The sequence below is a fragment of the Caulobacter sp. X genome, from assembly GCF_002742635.1.
Taxonomy (GTDB): domain Bacteria; phylum Pseudomonadota; class Alphaproteobacteria; order Caulobacterales; family Caulobacteraceae; genus Caulobacter.
On sequence record NZ_PEGF01000002.1, the window covers coordinates 160,727 to 175,926 of the forward strand.

Annotated in this window: 17 protein-coding genes and 1 riboswitch; of the genes, 10 read left to right on the top strand and 7 right to left on the bottom strand. The window is 68.2% G+C overall.

What is annotated here, in order from left to right; genetic code table 11:
- Positions 1-18: 18 nt before the first annotated feature.
- Entirely contained in the window at positions 19-711 is a 693-nt protein-coding gene (locus CSW60_RS13145) for a Tat pathway signal sequence domain protein (RefSeq protein WP_099537811.1), read from the top strand.
- Complete coding sequence (locus CSW60_RS13150) at positions 708-2,510, top strand: arginine--tRNA ligase (RefSeq protein ID WP_099537812.1); 1,803 nt, start codon at positions 708-710, stop codon at positions 2,508-2,510. The genes CSW60_RS13145 and CSW60_RS13150 overlap by 4 nt, the downstream gene beginning before the upstream one ends.
- A gap of 3 nt (positions 2,511-2,513) precedes the next feature.
- On the opposite strand, the gene CSW60_RS13155 is transcribed toward CSW60_RS13150, so the two are convergent.
- Positions 2,514-4,355, bottom strand: a complete 1,842-nt coding sequence (locus CSW60_RS13155) for a methyl-accepting chemotaxis protein (RefSeq protein WP_099537813.1) — start codon at positions 4,353-4,355, stop codon at positions 2,514-2,516.
- 170 nt (positions 4,356-4,525) lie between these two features.
- A riboswitch (glycine riboswitch) is annotated at positions 4,526-4,616 on the top strand.
- Positions 4,617-4,766: 150 nt separating this feature from the next.
- On the opposite strand from CSW60_RS13155, the gene gcvT reads away from it, so the two are divergent.
- The 6 genes from gcvT (at position 4,767) to CSW60_RS13185 (ending at position 10,229) form a co-directional block, all read left to right on the top strand.
- Positions 4,767-5,876 (top strand): glycine cleavage system aminomethyltransferase GcvT, encoded by a 1,110-nt coding sequence (gene gcvT, locus CSW60_RS13160; protein WP_099537814.1) that lies wholly within the window; start codon positions 4,767-4,769, stop codon positions 5,874-5,876.
- 22 nt (positions 5,877-5,898) lie between these two features.
- A complete protein-coding gene (gene gcvH / locus CSW60_RS13165) occupies positions 5,899-6,264 on the top strand; it encodes a glycine cleavage system protein GcvH (RefSeq protein WP_099537815.1) in 366 nt (121 codons plus the stop codon).
- A gap of 53 nt (positions 6,265-6,317) precedes the next feature.
- Entirely contained in the window at positions 6,318-7,664 is a 1,347-nt protein-coding gene (gene gcvPA / locus CSW60_RS13170) for an aminomethyl-transferring glycine dehydrogenase subunit GcvPA (protein ID WP_099537816.1), read from the top strand.
- Positions 7,661-9,238 carry an aminomethyl-transferring glycine dehydrogenase subunit GcvPB gene (gcvPB, locus tag CSW60_RS13175; protein ID WP_099537817.1) on the top strand — a complete coding sequence of 526 codons (1,578 nt, stop codon included), beginning with the start codon at positions 7,661-7,663 and terminating at the stop codon, positions 9,236-9,238. The genes gcvPA and gcvPB overlap by 4 nt, the downstream gene beginning before the upstream one ends.
- Before the next feature lie 131 nt (positions 9,239-9,369).
- Entirely contained in the window at positions 9,370-9,789 is a 420-nt protein-coding gene (locus CSW60_RS13180; protein WP_099537818.1) for a hypothetical protein, read from the top strand.
- The gene (locus CSW60_RS13185) at positions 9,786-10,229 is read left to right on the top strand and encodes a hypothetical protein (protein WP_099537819.1); all 444 of its coding nucleotides are present in this window, start codon (positions 9,786-9,788) and stop codon (positions 10,227-10,229) included. The genes CSW60_RS13180 and CSW60_RS13185 overlap by 4 nt, the downstream gene beginning before the upstream one ends.
- Positions 10,230-10,291: 62 nt before the next feature.
- Here CSW60_RS13185 and CSW60_RS13190 read toward each other — a convergent pair whose 3' ends face one another.
- The 6 genes from CSW60_RS13190 to CSW60_RS13215 form a co-directional block, all read right to left on the bottom strand.
- Positions 10,292-10,738, bottom strand: coding sequence for a hypothetical protein (locus CSW60_RS13190; RefSeq protein WP_099537820.1), 447 nt, complete (start codon positions 10,736-10,738; stop codon positions 10,292-10,294).
- A 169-nt stretch (positions 10,739-10,907) separates the two neighbouring features.
- Positions 10,908-11,417, bottom strand: a complete 510-nt coding sequence (locus CSW60_RS13195; RefSeq protein WP_099537821.1) for a F0F1 ATP synthase subunit B — start codon at positions 11,415-11,417, stop codon at positions 10,908-10,910.
- A gap of 10 nt (positions 11,418-11,427) precedes the next feature.
- A complete protein-coding gene (locus tag CSW60_RS13200) occupies positions 11,428-11,967 on the bottom strand; it encodes a hypothetical protein (RefSeq protein WP_099537822.1) in 540 nt (179 codons plus the stop codon).
- Between the two features lie 125 nt (positions 11,968-12,092).
- A complete protein-coding gene (locus tag CSW60_RS13205) occupies positions 12,093-12,317 on the bottom strand; it encodes a F0F1 ATP synthase subunit C (protein ID WP_004615714.1) in 225 nt (74 codons plus the stop codon).
- Positions 12,318-12,364: 47 nt separating this feature from the next.
- Complete coding sequence (locus tag CSW60_RS13210) at positions 12,365-13,126, bottom strand: F0F1 ATP synthase subunit A (protein WP_099537823.1); 762 nt, start codon at positions 13,124-13,126, stop codon at positions 12,365-12,367.
- Between the two features lie 5 nt (positions 13,127-13,131).
- Positions 13,132-13,515, bottom strand: a complete 384-nt coding sequence (locus CSW60_RS13215) for an AtpZ/AtpI family protein (RefSeq protein ID WP_099537824.1) — start codon at positions 13,513-13,515, stop codon at positions 13,132-13,134.
- A gap of 359 nt (positions 13,516-13,874) precedes the next feature.
- On the opposite strand from CSW60_RS13215, the gene CSW60_RS13225 reads away from it, so the two are divergent.
- Together CSW60_RS13225 and CSW60_RS13230 are read left to right on the top strand one after the other, a co-directional pair.
- Positions 13,875-14,264, top strand: coding sequence for a DUF6481 family protein (locus tag CSW60_RS13225; RefSeq protein ID WP_099537825.1), 390 nt, complete (start codon positions 13,875-13,877; stop codon positions 14,262-14,264).
- 66 nt (positions 14,265-14,330) lie between these two features.
- Entirely contained in the window at positions 14,331-15,110 is a 780-nt protein-coding gene (locus CSW60_RS13230) for a TSUP family transporter (protein WP_099537826.1), read from the top strand.
- The last annotated feature ends 90 nt before the right edge of the window (positions 15,111-15,200 follow it).

A 15,200-nucleotide genomic window follows, 5' to 3' on the forward strand; every position in this document is an offset into this window, starting at 1 on the left:
CTTTGCACCGGACGTTTCATGCGCCGTAATATCACGCTCGCCCTCAGCGCCCTGATGGCCGTTTCGATCGCCGCGACCACGGCGACGGCCGCTTACGCCCAGCGCGGCCCCGGCGGCGACCAGGGCGGCGGCGACGACGACCAGGCCGCCAAGAAGAAGAAGCGCGACGAAGAGTGGAACCAGCCCAAGGCGCCGCTGCAGCAGCTGCGCAACGCGGGGCCGTGTCCGTTCGTGAAGGTGCTGTACGACGCCAGCCGCTACGTCGAGTTCAAGGACGGCAAGGAGTCGGCGTCGCAAGCCGGCTTCACCGGCGAGATCCAAAGCCTGACCTCGGGTTGCGCCTACAAGAGCGACGAGCCGATCAAGATTCGCGTCGAGGCTCTGTTCCAGCTGGGCCGTGGTCCGCAGGCCGAGGGCGACAAGCACGTCTACCGCTACTGGGTGGCCGTGACCGAGCGGAACCAGGCCGTGATCGCCAAGGAATATTTCGACCTGCCCGTGACCTTCCCGGCCGGCCAGGATCGCGTCTACGCCACCGAGACCCTCGAGCAGATCACCATCCCGCGCGCTGACGCCAAGGTCAGCGGCGGCAATTTCGAGGTCCTGATCGGCTTCGACGTGACGCCGGAAATGGCGGCCTTCAACCGTGACGGCAAGCGCTTCCGCGTCCAGGCCGGCCAGGTTCAACCAGGGACTTCCACCAAGCAATGAACGATTTGAAGCGGTCCCTGAGCGAGGCGGCTTCGGCCGCGTTCCAGGCCGCCGGACTTCCTCCCGAGTTCGGACGCGTCACCGCCTCCGACCGTCCCGACCTGGCCGATTTCCAGTGCAACGGCGCCCTCGCGGCGGCCAAGAGCGCCAAGCGCAATCCGCGCGAGATCGCTGCGCAGGTCGTCGAGATCCTCAAGGCCGATCCGCGCCTGAGCTCGGTCGAGATCGCCGGCGCCGGCTTCATCAACCTGCGGGTCAGCGACGAGGCCCTGTCGGTCCGCGCCCGCGAGATCGCCGCCGACGATCGGACCGGCGCCCAGGTGCTGGACGCGCCGCGCCGGGTGCTGATCGACTATGCCGGCCCCAACGTCGCCAAGCCGATGCACGTGGGCCACCTGCGCGCCTCGATCATCGGCGAGTCGATCAAGCGCCTGTACCGCTTCCGCGGCGACGAAGTGCTGGGCGACGCCCACTTCGGCGATTGGGGCTTCCAGATGGGCCTCTTGATCAGCGCGATCCTCGACGAGGACGCCACGATCGCCGCTCTGGTCGGCAAGCTGCCCGAGACCGCCGCCGGCGCCGATCCGGCCGATGTGGCGGCTCTGAACGCCGAGCTCGACGCCCGCATCAGCCTGGCCGACCTCGACCGCATCTATCCGGCCGCCTCGCTGCGCCAGAAGGAAGACGCCGCGTTCAAGGAGCGCGCCCGCAAGGCCACCGCCGAGCTGCAGAACGGCCGCTATGGCTACCGCGTGCTGTGGAGCCACTTCGTCAAGGTCAGCCGCGTGGCCCTGGAGCGCGAGTTCCACGCCCTGGGCGTCGACTTCGACCTGTGGAAGGGCGAGAGCGACGCCAACGACCTGATCGGGCCGATGGTCGAAGAGCTGGAGGCCAAGGGCCTGCTGGTCGAGGACCAGGGCGCCCGCATCGTCCGCGTCTCGCGCGAGGACGACAAGCAGGACGTGCCGCCGCTGCTGGTGGTCTCGTCCGAGGGTTCGGCCATGTACGGCACGACCGACCTAGCCACGATCCTGGATCGCCGCCAGTCGTTCGACCCGCACCTGATCCTCTACTGCGTCGATCAGCGTCAGGCCCTGCACTTCGAGACTGTGTTCCGCGCCGCCTATCTGGCCGGCTACGCGCAGGAAGGCTCGCTGGAGCACATCGGCTTTGGCACGATGAACGGGACGGACGGCAAGCCGTTCAAGACCCGCGCCGGCGGCGTGCTGAAGCTGCACGACCTGATCGAGATGGCCCGCGAAAAGGCCCGCGAGCGCCTCCGCGAAGCCGGCCTGGGCGCCGAGCTCACCGAAGAGCAGTTCGAGGACACCGCCCACAAGGTCGGCGTCGCGGCCCTGAAGTTCGCCGACCTACAGAACTTCCGCGGCACGTCCTACGTCTTCGATCTCGACCGCTTCACCAGCTTCGAGGGCAAGACCGGCCCGTACCTGCTGTACCAGTCGGTGCGCATCAAGAGCGTGCTGCGCAAGGCCGCCGAGGCCGGCGCGGCGGCCGGCGAGATCATCATCGGCGAACAGGCCGAGCGGGACCTGGCCATGCTGCTGGACGCCTTCGAGGGCGCGCTGCAGGAGGCCTACGACAAGAAGGCCCCGAACTTCGTCGCCGAGCACGCCTACAAGCTGGCCCAGTCGTTCTCGAAGTTCTACGCGGCCTGCCCGATCATGAGCGCCGACAGCGACGCCCTGCGCGCTTCGCGCCTGGCCTTGGCTGAGACGACCCTGCGTCAGCTGGAGCTGGCCCTCGATCTGCTGGGCATCGAAGCGCCCGAGCGCATGTAGCGCTTAGGCCGCCTGGGTCTCCTGGCCCGGGCGGCCGCGCTGCGGCGTCTTCGCCGACGCCGCGCCCGCCTCTTCGCCCACCTTGAACCGCTGGAGCAGCGCGCCCAGCTCCCCGGCCTCGCGGGTGAGGGTGTGGCTGGCGGCGGTGGTCTCCTCGACCATGGCCGCGTTCTGCTGGGTGACCTGGTCCATCTGGCCGACGGCCGTGTTGACCTCCGCCAGGCCCGTCGCCTGCTGGCGTGCGGCCGAGGCGATGTCGTTGATCAGGTCCTCGATGCGGCCGAAATGGTCGACGACATTGCCCAATTCCTCGCCGACGCGGACCACCAGGCCGACGCCGCTCTGCACGCTGTCCGAGGCGTCGGTGACCAGGGTCTTGATCTCCTTGGCCGCGTCGGCCGAACGCTGGGCCAGGGCCCGCACCTCCTGGGCCACGACCGCGAAGCCGCGACCCGCTTCGCCGGCGCGGGCGGCCTCGACCCCAGCGTTCAGGGCCAGGAGGTTGGTCTGGAAGGCGATCTCGTCGATGACGGTGATGATCTGGCCGATCTTCTGGGACGAGACGTCGATCCGCTCCATGGCGGTCATCGCTTCGTTGGCCACGGCGCTGGACTGCCCGACCAGCTTGCGGCTGACCGAGGCGGCCTCCTGGGCCTGGGCGGCGTTCTCGGCGGTCTTGCGGATCGTGGCGGTCACCTGGTCAAGCGCGGCGGCGGTCTCTTCCAGGCTGGCGGCCTGCTGCTCGGTGCGGTGGGCCAGGTCGTCGGAGGCCGTCGAGATCTCGCGCGAGCCGCTGTCGACCGCGCCGGTGGTGATCAGCACCTGGCGGATCGCGTGCTCCAGCGTCTCCATCGAGCTGTTGAAGTCGCGGCGCAGGCCCTCGAAGTCCTCGGGGAACGGCGAGCTCAGGCGCGCCGAAAGGTCCCCGGCGGCCAGGCGGCGCAAGCCCTCGCCAAGGCTGTCGGCCACGCGCTGACGCAGGGCGCGCTCCTCTGCGCGAGCGGCTTCGGCGCTCTGCAGGCGCGCTTCCTCTTCGTGTTCCAGCTGGGCCTTGGTCGCCGCTTGGCGCTCCAGGGCGGCGGTGCGGAACGTCGCCACCGAGCGAGCCATGTCGCCGATCTCGTCCGGACGCGCCTGCAGCGGCACGTCCTGGCTGTAATCGCCGGTCGCCAGGCGGCCCATGTAGTCGGTGATCTTCGACAGCGGCGAGGCCACGAACTGGCGCAGCGCGCCGACGCCGACGACCACGATCGCCAGCATGGCGACGGTGACGGCCGCGAGCAGGGCCATGACGAACCAGGTCGCCTTTTCGACCTTTCGCGCCTGGGCCTCCGCGTCCTTCTGAGCCATCACGGCCAGCTGGTCGATGACCTTGCGGTGGCGCGCATAGATCGGTTCGAGCTTGGCGATCGTCGAGTTGATGCCGATGACGTCGCCCGACTTCAGCGCCGGGGCGTATTCGCCGTCGACGACCTTCCAGAACGCCTGCACCTCGACGTCGGAAGCGTCGAGCCCCGCGCGCATCTCGTCCGGCAGGTCGAGGCCTTTCCAGTAGGCGCGCCGCGCGTCGTACTGCTGGTGCAGGGTGTTCAACGCCTTCAGCGTGGCGTCGGCCTGGCCCGTATCCTCGGCGCCGTGGTGGACGATCAGCATCGACTCCACCAGGTACAGCGGCGGCGGGAACAGGTCGGCCAGCAGCTCATAGGACTGCGACTGCTTCTTCGACAGCGGGCCGCCGACCCGCAGCTCCATCAGCGAGAAGACCGCCGTCGCGGTGGCCAGGATGAATCCCAGCAGCAGGCAGCCGGCGAAGATGTTGAGCGCGTCGCGGATGCGGATGGTCATGGAGGGTCCTGCTGTGAAAGCGCCGCAAGCTTCGCCGTGGACGGTTAATGTGCGGAAAGTTTCGGCTGCGGCCTGATGTCCCAGTCGCGCCGGATGAGGAAAACGCCCGCCTCGTCCAGAGGACGAGGGACGCGCGCTTGACTCCGATCGACCCCTCCCGCATTGAGCCGATGACCCTCGCGGGAGACATCGGGATTCGCTCCCGAGGCCGAAGGCGCAACCGCCCCGGAAACGCTCAGGCAAAAGGACCGCGCGAGTTTAGGAACGCTGGAAAGAGGCCTCCCGAAAGGGCGGCTCGCCGAAGGAGCAAGGGACGGAACGTCCCGGAATCTCTCAGGCCCAAGGGACAGCGGGGGCGCGACCAACCGGCGAGAGCCGGTCCCGTCGCCGACCTCGTTTGGAGCCCGACCTGTGTCCGAAGACCTCAAGAAGACCCCGCTCTATGACGCCCACGTGGCGGCGGGCGCCCGCATGGTCCCGTTCGCGGGCTATTCCATGCCGGTGCAGTACAAGGACGGGGTGCTGAAGGAGCACCTCTGGACCCGCGAGCACGCCGGCCTGTTCGACGTCTCGCACATGGGCCAGGCCCGCATCCGCGGCGAGAACCCCGCCAAGGCTTTCGAAAAGGTCGTCTCGGCCGACTATCAGGGCCTCAAGCCCGGCAAGCAACGCTACGGCGTGCTGCTGAACGCTGAAGGCGGCATCGTCGATGACCTGATGACCGCGCGTCCGGACGAGGATGGCCTGTTCGTCGTGGTCAACGGCGCCTGCAAGGACAATGACTACGCCATCATCGCCCGCGAGCTGGCCGGCGAGGCCACGGTGACCCGGCTTGAGGATCGCGCGCTGCTGGCGCTGCAAGGCCCCGAGGCCGCCGCGGTGCTGGCCGCCCACATCCCGCAAGCCGCCCAGATGGTGTTCATGGACGCCAAGGCCCTGACCGCCTTCGGCGTCGACGCGATCGTCTCCCGTTCGGGCTATACCGGCGAGGACGGCTACGAGATCTCGGTTCCCGCCGACGCCGCCGAGCGGGTGTGGAACACCCTGCTGGCCGACGAGCGCGTCAAGCCGATCGGCCTGGGCGCGCGCGACAGCCTGCGCCTGGAAGCGGGCCTGCCGCTGTACGGCCACGACCTGGACGAGACCGTCTCGCCGATCGAGGCGGGCCTGAACTTCGCCGTCGGCAAGTCGCGCCGCGAGGCCGGCGACTATCTGGGCGCGGCCCGGATTTCCAAGGAGCTGGGCGGCGAGCTGTCGCGCGTCCGCGTGAACCTGAAGGTGCTGGAAGGCGCTCCGGCCCGCGAAGGCGCCGAGATCGCCGACGAGGCTGGCGCCGTGATCGGCAAGGTCACCAGCGGCGGCTTCGCCCCCAGCCTGGGCTATCCCATCGCCATCGGCTTCGCCCCGCCCGCCTACGCCGCGATCGGGACGAAGTTGAAGGTCATCGTTCGCGGGAAGGCGGCCGCCGCCGAGGTGGTCGCCAGCCCGTTCGTTCCGAACCGTTACATCCGTAAACTCTAATCCAATCCAAGGGCCGATTGAGATGCGTTTCACCAAAGATCACGAATGGGTCGTCGTTCAGGGCGACGTCGCCACCGTCGGCATCACCGCCTACGCCGCCGAGCAACTGGGCGACGTGGTGTTCGTCGAGGTTCCGGAAGCCGGCAAGACCGTGAAGCAGGGCGACGGCCTGGCGGTGGTCGAGAGCGTCAAGGCCGCCTCGGACGTCTACGCCCCGGTCTCGGGCGAGGTGATCGAAGGCAACGCCGAGCTGTCGGACGCCCCGGAAACCGTCAACGCCCTGCCGGAAAGCGGCGGCTGGTTCGCCAAGATCAAGCTGGCCAACCCGGCCGAGGTCGACGCCCTGATGGACCGCGACGCGTACGAAGCGTTCCTGGCCACCCTGTAACACCCCATCCCCGACCCTTCCTCCGTCGAGGGGGAAGGGAGAAGGACCGAAATATGCGCTATCTCCCCCTCACCCCCGAAGACCGCGCCGAGATGCTCGGCGTGATCGGCGTGAAGTCGATCGACGACCTGTTCGTGGACGTGCCGGCGTCGGCCCGCCGCGACAAGCCGGTCGACCTGCCGCACCATGTCGGCGAACTGGAAGTCGAGCGGGAGATGGCCGCCCTGGCCAAGCGCAACCGCGCCGCGGGCGAGGGGCCTTTCTTCTGCGGCGCCGGCGCCTATCGCCACCACGTGCCGGCCACGGTCGATCACATCATCCAGCGGTCGGAGTTCCTGACCAGCTACACGCCCTACCAGCCGGAAATCGCCCAAGGCACCCTGCAGGTGCTGTTCGAGTTCCAGACCCAGGTCGCGGCCCTGACCGGCATGGAGGTGGCCAACGCCTCGCTCTATGACGGCTCGACCGGCGCGGCCGAGGCCGTGATGATGGCCCAGCGCGTCACCCGCCGGAACAAGGCGGTGATGTCGGGCGGCGTCCACCCCCACTATGTCGGGGCGATCGAGACCCTGGCCCACGCCGCCGGCGTCCAGACGACCCGCATGCCCGCGGCCATCGACGCCGAGGACGCGGTGATCGCCGCGATCGACCAGGATACCGCCTGCGTCGTCGTCCAGACTCCGAACGTGTTCGGCACGGTCACCGACGTGACCAAGATCGCCGAGGCCGCTCACGCCGCCGGCGCGCTGCTGATCGTGGTGACGACCGAAGCCGTCTCGTACGGCCTGCTGAAGTCGCCCGGCGAGATGGGCGCCGACATCGCCGTGGCCGAGGGCCAGTCGATCGGCAACGGCCTGAACTTCGGCGGCCCCTATGTCGGCCTCTTCGCCTGCAAGGAGAAGTTCGTCCGCCAGATGCCGGGCCGCCTGTGCGGCGAGACGGTCGACGCCGACGGCAAGCGCGGCTTCGTGCTGACGCTGTCGACCCGCGAGCAGCATATCCGCCGCGACAAGGCGACCAGCAACATCTGCACCAACAGCGGCCTCTGCGCCCTGGCCTTCTCGATCCACATGAGCCTGCTGGGCGAGACCGGCCTGCGCAAACTGGCGGCGCTGAACCACCAGAAGGCGGTCGCCCTGCGCGACGCCCTGGCGGCTGTGCCCGGCTACGAGATCCTGACGCCGCGCTTCTTCAACGAGTTCGCGGTCCGCGTTCCGGGTAAGGCGGCTGAACTGGTCGAGACCCTCGCCAGCCACGGCGTGCTGGCCGGTGTGCCGTTCTCGCGCCTCGACGCCGGCGCGGGCATGGACGACGTGCTGCTGGTCGCCGCGACCGAGACGACGATGGACATCGACATCACTTTCCTGACCAAGCTCCTGACCAAGGTGGTGGGCCAATGAGCATGAACAACGTCGGCCGCCCCACGCGCCCTGAAGCCGCGAATGACGCCCCCGCCGGTCACGAGACCCTGACGGGCGCGCGCGGCCTGCTGCAGGACGAGGCCCTGATCTTCGAACTGGACGGCTGGAACAAGACCGGCGTCGACCTGCCTGAAGCCGCCGCGCCGTCGAGCGACCTCGCCGGTCTGCTGCGAACCGATCCGATCGGCCTGCCGGGCCTGTCGGAGCCGGAAGCCGTCCGCCACTACGTGCGCCTCAGCCAAAAGAACCACGCCATCGACCTGGCGCTGTATCCGCTGGGCTCGTGCACGATGAAGCACAACCCGCGCCTGAACGAGAAGATGGCGCGGCTGCCCGGCTTTAGCGACATCCACCCGCTGCAGCCGACCTCGACGGTGCAGGGGGCTCTCCAGCTGATGGACCGCCTGGCCCACTGGCTGAAGACCCTGACCGGCATGCCGGCCGTCGCCCTGTCGCCCAAGGCCGGCGCCCACGGCGAGCTGTGCGGCCTGCTGGCCATCCGCGCCGCCCACGAGGCGGCCGGCAACGGTCACCGCAAGACGGTCCTGGCGCCGACCAGCGCCCACGGCACCAACCCGGCCACGGCGGCCTTCGTCGGCTACACCGTCGTCGAGATCGCCCAGACCGAGGACGGCCGCGTCGACCTGAAGGACTTGGAGTCCAAGCTCGGCGACCACGTGGCGGCCATCATGGTCACCAATCCCAACACCTGCGGCCTGTTCGAGCGCGACGTCGTCGAGATCGCCCGCCTGACCCACGCGGCCGGGGCCTACTTCTACTGCGACGGCGCCAACTTCAACGCCATCGTCGGCCGGGTGCGTCCGGGCGACCTGGGCGTCGACGCCATGCACATCAACCTGCACAAGACCTTCTCGACGCCGCACGGCGGCGGCGGTCCGGGCGCGGGTCCGGTGGTGTTGTCGGAGGCCCTGGCCCCGTTCGCCCCGACGCCCTGGCTGACCCACGGCGAGGACGGCTTCGACCTGGTCGAGCACGCCGGCGAGGAGGGGGCCAAGACCGCCTTCGGCCGCATGAGCGCTTTCCACGGCCAGATGGGCATGTATGTCCGCGCCTACGCCTACATGCTCAGCCACGGCGCCGACGGCCTGAAGCAGGCGGCCGAGGACGCCGTCCTCAACGCCAACTACGTCAAGGCGCGGCTGAAGGACGTGATGAGCCCGGCCTTCCCTGAGGGGCCGTGCATGCACGAGGCCCTGTTCGACGACAGCTGGCTCGAGGGCACCGGCGTGACCACGCTCGACTTCGCCAAGGCGATGATCGACGAGGGCTTCCACCCGATGACCATGTACTTCCCGCTGGTCGTGCACGGCGCGATGCTGATCGAACCCACGGAAACCGAGAGCCGCCAGGAGCTGGATCGCTTCATCGCCGCGCTCCGCGCCCTGGCCGGCGCCGCCAAGGCGGGGGATACGGAGCGTTTCAAGGGCGCGCCGTTCCACGCCCCGCTCCGGCGCCTGGACGAGACCCAGGCGGCCCGCAAGCCCCGGTTGAAGTGGAAACCTGTGGCTGCGGCGCCACTGGCGGCTGAATAGCATTCTCCATACCCCCCTTGCGACCAGAGGGCGCCTTTACGGCGCCCTCTTGGCTCCACATATCGGAGGGGCGCGTCGGGGCGAGCTGGCTGATCCAGGGAGCATGCGTCGCGCAAGCTCGTTGTCCTCCCATGACCGCTATCGCCCTCGCCATGCCGCGCGCCCGCCGCACCGCCGATGACCTCGCCCGTGAGCTCGTCGCGCGATTCCTGCGCGTGATCCTGCTGAGCCTGGGCGTGCTGCTGGTGATCGGCGGCATCGTCATCGCGCCGCTGCCGGGCCCGATGGGCCTGCCGCTGACGGTCGTGGGCCTGATGCTGGTGCTGCGCAACTCGTTCAAGGCCCGCAAGCAGTTCGTGCGCTTCCAGCACGCTCACCCCAAGTTGATCTTCCCGCTGCGCCGCCTGCTGCGCCGCGAGCCCGAGGTCGTGCTGGTCGCCTGGCAACAGGCGCTGCGCATCGAGCGCCTGGTCGTGCCGCGTCGCTTCCGGGTCGCCATCCGCTGGCGCAAGTCTCTGAAGCGTCGGGCGGCGAGGCGCAACGGACAGTGAGCCCCTTGGTCGCGACGATCGATATCAAGCACCGGGTCCGGCGCCGTGCGCGCCTGGCGCTGCTGCTGCGCGAGTCCGCCGCCCGCGCGTTCCGCTGGATCGCCATCGGCTTCGGCGCGCTGGTGATCCTGGCCGGGGCCGTGCTGACGCCGCTGCCCGGCCACGTCGGTCTGCCGCTGCTGGTCATTGGGCTGATGATCGTGCTGCGCTACTCGTTCCAGGCGCGGAAGACCTTCATCCGCTGGCAGCGCCGCCACCCCAAGCTGGTGTTCCCGATCCGCCGCCTGATGCGCCGCGAGCCCGAGGTGCTGCTGGTCGTCTGGCAGCAGATGCTCCGCACCGAGAAGCTCGTTCTGCGCAAGGCCCGCTGGCGGCTGCTGGCCAAGACGCGCAAGCGCGTGAAAGGCTACGTGGCGCGGAAGACGGCCAAGGCGGGGTGAACTAGCTTGCCCAGGGGGGAGTCCTTGCGGGCCCTCGGCCCGTCGCTTGCGGGGACGCTGCGCTATTTCAGGCGGTGATGCACGCGCCTGACGGACGGGGCGCCTTCCATCTGGGTCCAGACCATTTCCGACGCGGCTTCGCCAACCTTGTCGACAGAGCACACGAAGCCCTGAAAAGGCTGGCCGTTTCGGAAGATAACCAGGGTGGTCGCGTTGATCACTCGGGTGTCGTAGCGCGGGCCAGCGGCCTGGGCGCCATCCAGCAGCGCGTTCATCGAGCCAACGTCCTTCGCTTTCCGTGGTCCAGCCAGGTAGGCGAAGCGGCCGTCGGCGCCAAAGCGAAGGTATTCGTACGGGTTGGCCTTATAGAAGGCGGAGGCTCCTGGCTCGGCGATGTCGATGGACGTTAATTCCCACAGGCCTGTGAGACTGACGGCGTCACAGGGCTCCGCCCTAGCGGCGACGGCTGTGGCGCACACGGCGATGAAGGCGGCGATCGCTAGGCGCATGACAACCTCAGGAAGAGCTGGCCTTCTCTAGCCGGCATGCGAGGCGTTGTCGATCCGCTGATCGACGCGGGTGCGGTGTCGCCCGGTTGGGGACAATCCGCGAGCCAAGAAAAAGGCGCGGACCTTGCGATCCGCGCCCTTCGCTATGTCTACCCGATGTGACCAGCCGCTATTGCAGCTTGGCGCCCATCTGGCCGATGGCGGCGTCCGCCAGCGGGTCGGTCTTGGCGCCGGCCAGGCGGGCGGCGAGGACCGTTTCGGCGGCCTGGGCGGCGAGATCCACCGCGGCGGCCTTCACGTCGGCTGCGGCTTGCGCCTCGGCCTGGGCGATCTTGCGTTCGGCCATCTCGGCGCGGCGCTTGATCTGCTCTTCGAGCTTTTCCTTGGCTTCCTCGGCCATCCGCTTGGCGTCGGCCTTGGCGGCCTCCATCATCGCGGCGGCCTGACGCTCGGCCTCCTCGCGCTGGGCCTTGACGTCCGCGAGCAGAGCCTGGGCCTCTTCCCGCAGCTGTTGGGCTTCGTCCAGCTCGGCCTTGATCTTGGCCGAATAGTTGTCGAGCGCGCCGAACAGGGCGCCCGGCAGGACCTTCAAGAAGACCAGCAGGCCGAAGAAGATCACCAGGGCGACCAGAACCCAGAATTCCGGGTTCGACAGGCTGAACAGGGATTCGTGTTCCATCTTCAGTCCCTTAGGCCAGAGCCGACTTGAGCTCGGCGGCGGTGGCCGCCTTGCCAGTCAGCTTCTCGACGATCGCGCCGGCGGTGTCCTGGGCCACCACGCGGACCTGGCTCATGGCCTGGTCGCGAGCGGTCTGGATCGAAGCCTCGGCCGCGGCCAGCTTCTCGGCCAGCACGGCCTCTTCCTTGGCCTGACGCTCGGCGGCTTCGGCCGAAGCCTTGGCCTTCGCATCGGCGGCCGTCTTCTGGGCCTTGGCGCGGGCTTCCGCCACCTCGGCGGCGGCCGCGCGGGCTTGAGCCTCGGCCTCGTCCTTCATGCGACGGGCGTCGGCGATGTCGCCGGCGATCTTGGCGCCGCGTTCCTCGATCGCGCCGCTGACGCGGGGCAGGAGGCCCTTGGACAGCACCGCGTAGAGCACGGCGAAGATGAGCAGGAGCCAGACGATCTGACCGCCCCAGTGCTCGAACTGCAGCTGCGGAAGACCGCCGCCGCCTTCGTGGCCCTTGGGGGCTTCCGTCGTCTCGGTCGTGCCGTGATGTTCCGTCGCCATGGGCGAAGGCGCCTCTCAGCTATTGCGCTTGGAGCGGACCGTGATCCGGCCCGCTCCAGGAAGCGCGAGAAAACAGAAACTGGGGCGCGTCGCTTCCGATGAAGCGCCGCGCCCCAGGGATCGGATTACGAGAACAGGATCAGGAAGGCGATGACCAGGGCGAAGATGCCCAGGGCTTCCGTCAGAGCCATGCCCAGGAACAGCATCGGGCGCTCTTGAGCGGCGGCCGTCGGGTTGCGCAGGGCGCCTTGGAAGTAGTTGCCGAACATCACGCCCAGGCCCACGCCCGCGCCGATCATGCCGAGCATGGCCAGACCAGCGCCGATGTACTTAGCAGCAGCAGCGTCCATGATTGAGACTCCTTGAGAAGGGTATTGGTTGAAAGACTAAAGGTTGATCAGTGGCTGTCGAGGTGCACGACGTCGTTGAGATAGACGCAGGTGAGCACCGCGAACACGAAGGCCTGGAGGAAGGCCACCATGAACTCGAGGGCCGTCAGGGCGACGACCGAGGTCAGGGCCAGGGCGGAACCCGCCCAGCCCAGCACGCCGAGACCGCCCAGGGCGATCACGAAGCCGGCGAAGATCTTCAGCACCACGTGGCCGCCCAGCATGTTGCCGAACAGACGAAGGCCGAGCGTGATCGGACGGATCAGGAACGACAGGATCTCGATCGGCACCAGCAGGAAGTACAGCGGCCACGGCACGCCCGACGGGGCGAACAGCTTGAAGAACTTCAGGCCGTTCTTGGCGAAGCCGACGGCGACGACGGTCAGGATGACCATCAAGCCCAGCGTCAGGGTCACGGCCAGCTGCGAGGTCGAGGTGAACACCAGGAACATGCCCTGCATGTTCATGAACAGCACGAACGAGAACAGCGTGAACACGAAGGGCAGGAACTTCTTGCCGTCGTGGCCGATGATGGATTCCGCCAGCCCGTCGACCAGGCCGTAGAGCATCTCGCCCACCGCCTGCAGGCGGCCGGGCACCACGGCCTTGCGGGCCGCCAGGCTGTAGAAGCCGATGATCAGCAGGGCGGCCGACATCATCGCGGCCACGGAGTTGGTGATCGAAAGATCGATGGCGCCCAGGCCCGGAACGGTCACGGTGGGCAGTTCCACGATCTTCTGGATCTGGAACTGGTGCATCGGATCGGCCATCGGCCCTAGTCTCTCTTCTGCTTGGGGACGGTAGGCCCGTCTCCCGTGTCTCCGTCGGCCTTCCCCGGAACCGGAGACGGGGCCGACGCCTGCGCGCTCAGTTTCATCGCCTTGCGGACGATGGAGAAAATCGCGATCCCCAGGCCGATCAGCAGACCGCCGACCATGCCCCAGGGGCTCGTGTGGACGTAGTGGTCGAGCAGCCAGCCGAAGCCGAGACCCACCAAAACGCCCCCGATCAGATCCGCCAGCAGGCGGTAACCGTCCTGCTGGGCCTTTTCGGACGCGGCTTTCACCGGCTTTTCCGCCGCCTTCCGCGCCTCAAATGCGGCGAGCCGAGCGTCGAGGCTCTGCGGAGCCCTCTCGTTCGGTTCGTCGGCCTTGGGCATGGGAAGCGGCAGGTCCGAAAGCGCCGAGGACGCGCCATAAAAAAGCGCTTTTCCGGCCGGCTTGATCGGCGCGGAACCTATAGACCTCGCTGCGGTGCGTCAAGGTGACCGCGTCGTAAGGCAAGTGGCCGGAATATTTGAGCTTTTCGCCTTCCCCTCCGTCAGGCGGGCAAAACCGACCCCAATCTTCCGGCGGGGAGGGCGAGGCGGGGTCTTTCGGATCGGGAACGACTCCCTATCTATCGGGCGTTCTTTCGCCGCCGCTCCCCCTAGGCACGGAGCGTCGAGCCTCGATGACGCATTGATTTTTTCGTCGATCTGGGCTTTAGAGCCGCCGCCTCCAAACAATACGAAGATTCATGTCGCACCTGAAGAACACCGGATTCGCCGATCGCCTCGCCGCGCAACAGGAAGCCAAGAAGGCCATGCTGGCCAAGTTCAAGGCCAAGCCTACGGTCCAGGATCCGGATTTCGATAAGCGCGAAGAGCTTCGCGCCGCCGAACTCGAAGCCGTCCGCGCCGCCCGCGCCGAAGCCAAGGAAAAGGCCCGCCTCGAAGCCCTGGCTCGCCAGGAAGAGCTGATGGCCGCCAAGCGCGCCGAGCGCAAGGAGCGCAAGGCCCTCGAAGCCGCCGAGATGCGCGTCCGCAAGGAAGAGAAGGCCAAGGAGCGCGACGAACTGCGCGCCTTGGGCAAGTCGACCAATAGCAAGCAGTCGCGCGCCCACCAGTGGGCTCACCTGCTGGGTTAAGGATCAAGGGGCCTTTCGGGCCCCTTTTTCTTTGCCTGATGCGTCGAACGGGACCATGAGCCGCTCATGGTTTCCCTAGACGTCATCGCCAGCCTGTTCGTGGTCGCAGCCCTCGCCGGAGCGCTGGACGCCATCGCCGGCGGCGGCGGACTCGTGACCTTGCCGGCGTTGCTGCTGGCGGGCCTGTCGCCCGTGCAGGCGTTGGGCACCAACAAGCTGCAAGGCGCGGTCAGCGCCATCTCCTCGACCAGCGCCTTCGCCCGGCGCGGCCTGATCGACTGGAAGACCGCCTGGCCGGTCGCCCTGGCCGCCGCCATCGCCGGTCTCTGCGGCGCCCTTTGCGCCAGCCTGCTGTCGCCGCAGCTGCTGCGGGCGATCGTGCCGGTGCTGCTGATCGCCATCGCCCTCTATTTCGGCTTCTCGCGCGCCCTGAAGAGCGAGGATGTCGCCCCGCGCATGGCGCTGATCCCGTTCGCCTGTTTCGTCACGCCGCTGGTCGGCTTCTATGACGGCATCTTCGGGCCCGGCGCCGGCGCTTTCTACATGGTCGCGATCGTCACCCTTCTGGGCTACGGCGTCCTGAAGGCCACCGCCCACACCAAGCTCGCCAACGCGGCCAGCAACCTCGGCAGCCTGACCTTGTTCGCCCTGAAGGGCGTGGTCGTCTGGCCGGTGGGCCTGGCGATGGCGGTGGGCGCGTTCCTCGGCGCTCAGGTGGGGTCGAGGCTTGCCATGCGCTTTGGGCCCAAGCTGATCCGGCCGCTGCTGGTGGTGATCTCGTGCGCGATGGCGGTGAAGCTGCTGGCCGATCCGGCCAATCCCATTCGCCAGGCGATCGGCTTCTAAAATCCTCCCCCTAGCGGGGGAGGTGGCGCGAAGCGCCGGAGGGGGAAGACTTGCTGACCTTGCCTATTCCCCCTCCGTCGTCTCTTCGAG

Coding starts and splice junctions, on each gene's coding strand:
- CSW60_RS13205 (WP_004615714.1), bottom strand. CDS start 12,317: ATGGACGCTGCTGCTGCTAAGTACATCGGCGCTGGTCTGGCCATGCTC.
- gcvPA (WP_099537816.1), top strand. CDS start 6,318: ATGCGCTATCTCCCCCTCACCCCCGAAGACCGCGCCGAGATGCTCGGC.
- CSW60_RS13210 (WP_099537823.1), bottom strand. CDS start 13,126: ATGGCCGATCCGATGCACCAGTTCCAGATCCAGAAGATCGTGGAACTG.
- CSW60_RS13180 (WP_099537818.1), top strand. CDS start 9,370: ATGACCGCTATCGCCCTCGCCATGCCGCGCGCCCGCCGCACCGCCGAT.
- CSW60_RS13155 (WP_099537813.1), bottom strand. CDS start 4,355: ATGACCATCCGCATCCGCGACGCGCTCAACATCTTCGCCGGCTGCCTG.
- CSW60_RS13225 (WP_099537825.1), top strand. CDS start 13,875: ATGTCGCACCTGAAGAACACCGGATTCGCCGATCGCCTCGCCGCGCAA.
- gcvPB (WP_099537817.1), top strand. CDS start 7,661: ATGAGCATGAACAACGTCGGCCGCCCCACGCGCCCTGAAGCCGCGAAT.
- CSW60_RS13230 (WP_099537826.1), top strand. CDS start 14,331: ATGGTTTCCCTAGACGTCATCGCCAGCCTGTTCGTGGTCGCAGCCCTC.
- CSW60_RS13215 (WP_099537824.1), bottom strand. CDS start 13,515: ATGCCCAAGGCCGACGAACCGAACGAGAGGGCTCCGCAGAGCCTCGAC.
- CSW60_RS13195 (WP_099537821.1), bottom strand. CDS start 11,417: ATGGAACACGAATCCCTGTTCAGCCTGTCGAACCCGGAATTCTGGGTT.
- CSW60_RS13145 (WP_099537811.1), top strand. CDS start 19: ATGCGCCGTAATATCACGCTCGCCCTCAGCGCCCTGATGGCCGTTTCG.
- gcvH (WP_099537815.1), top strand. CDS start 5,899: ATGCGTTTCACCAAAGATCACGAATGGGTCGTCGTTCAGGGCGACGTC.
- CSW60_RS13190 (WP_099537820.1), bottom strand. CDS start 10,738: ATGCGCCTAGCGATCGCCGCCTTCATCGCCGTGTGCGCCACAGCCGTC.
- CSW60_RS13200 (WP_099537822.1), bottom strand. CDS start 11,967: ATGGCGACGGAACATCACGGCACGACCGAGACGACGGAAGCCCCCAAG.
- CSW60_RS13150 (WP_099537812.1), top strand. CDS start 708: ATGAACGATTTGAAGCGGTCCCTGAGCGAGGCGGCTTCGGCCGCGTTC.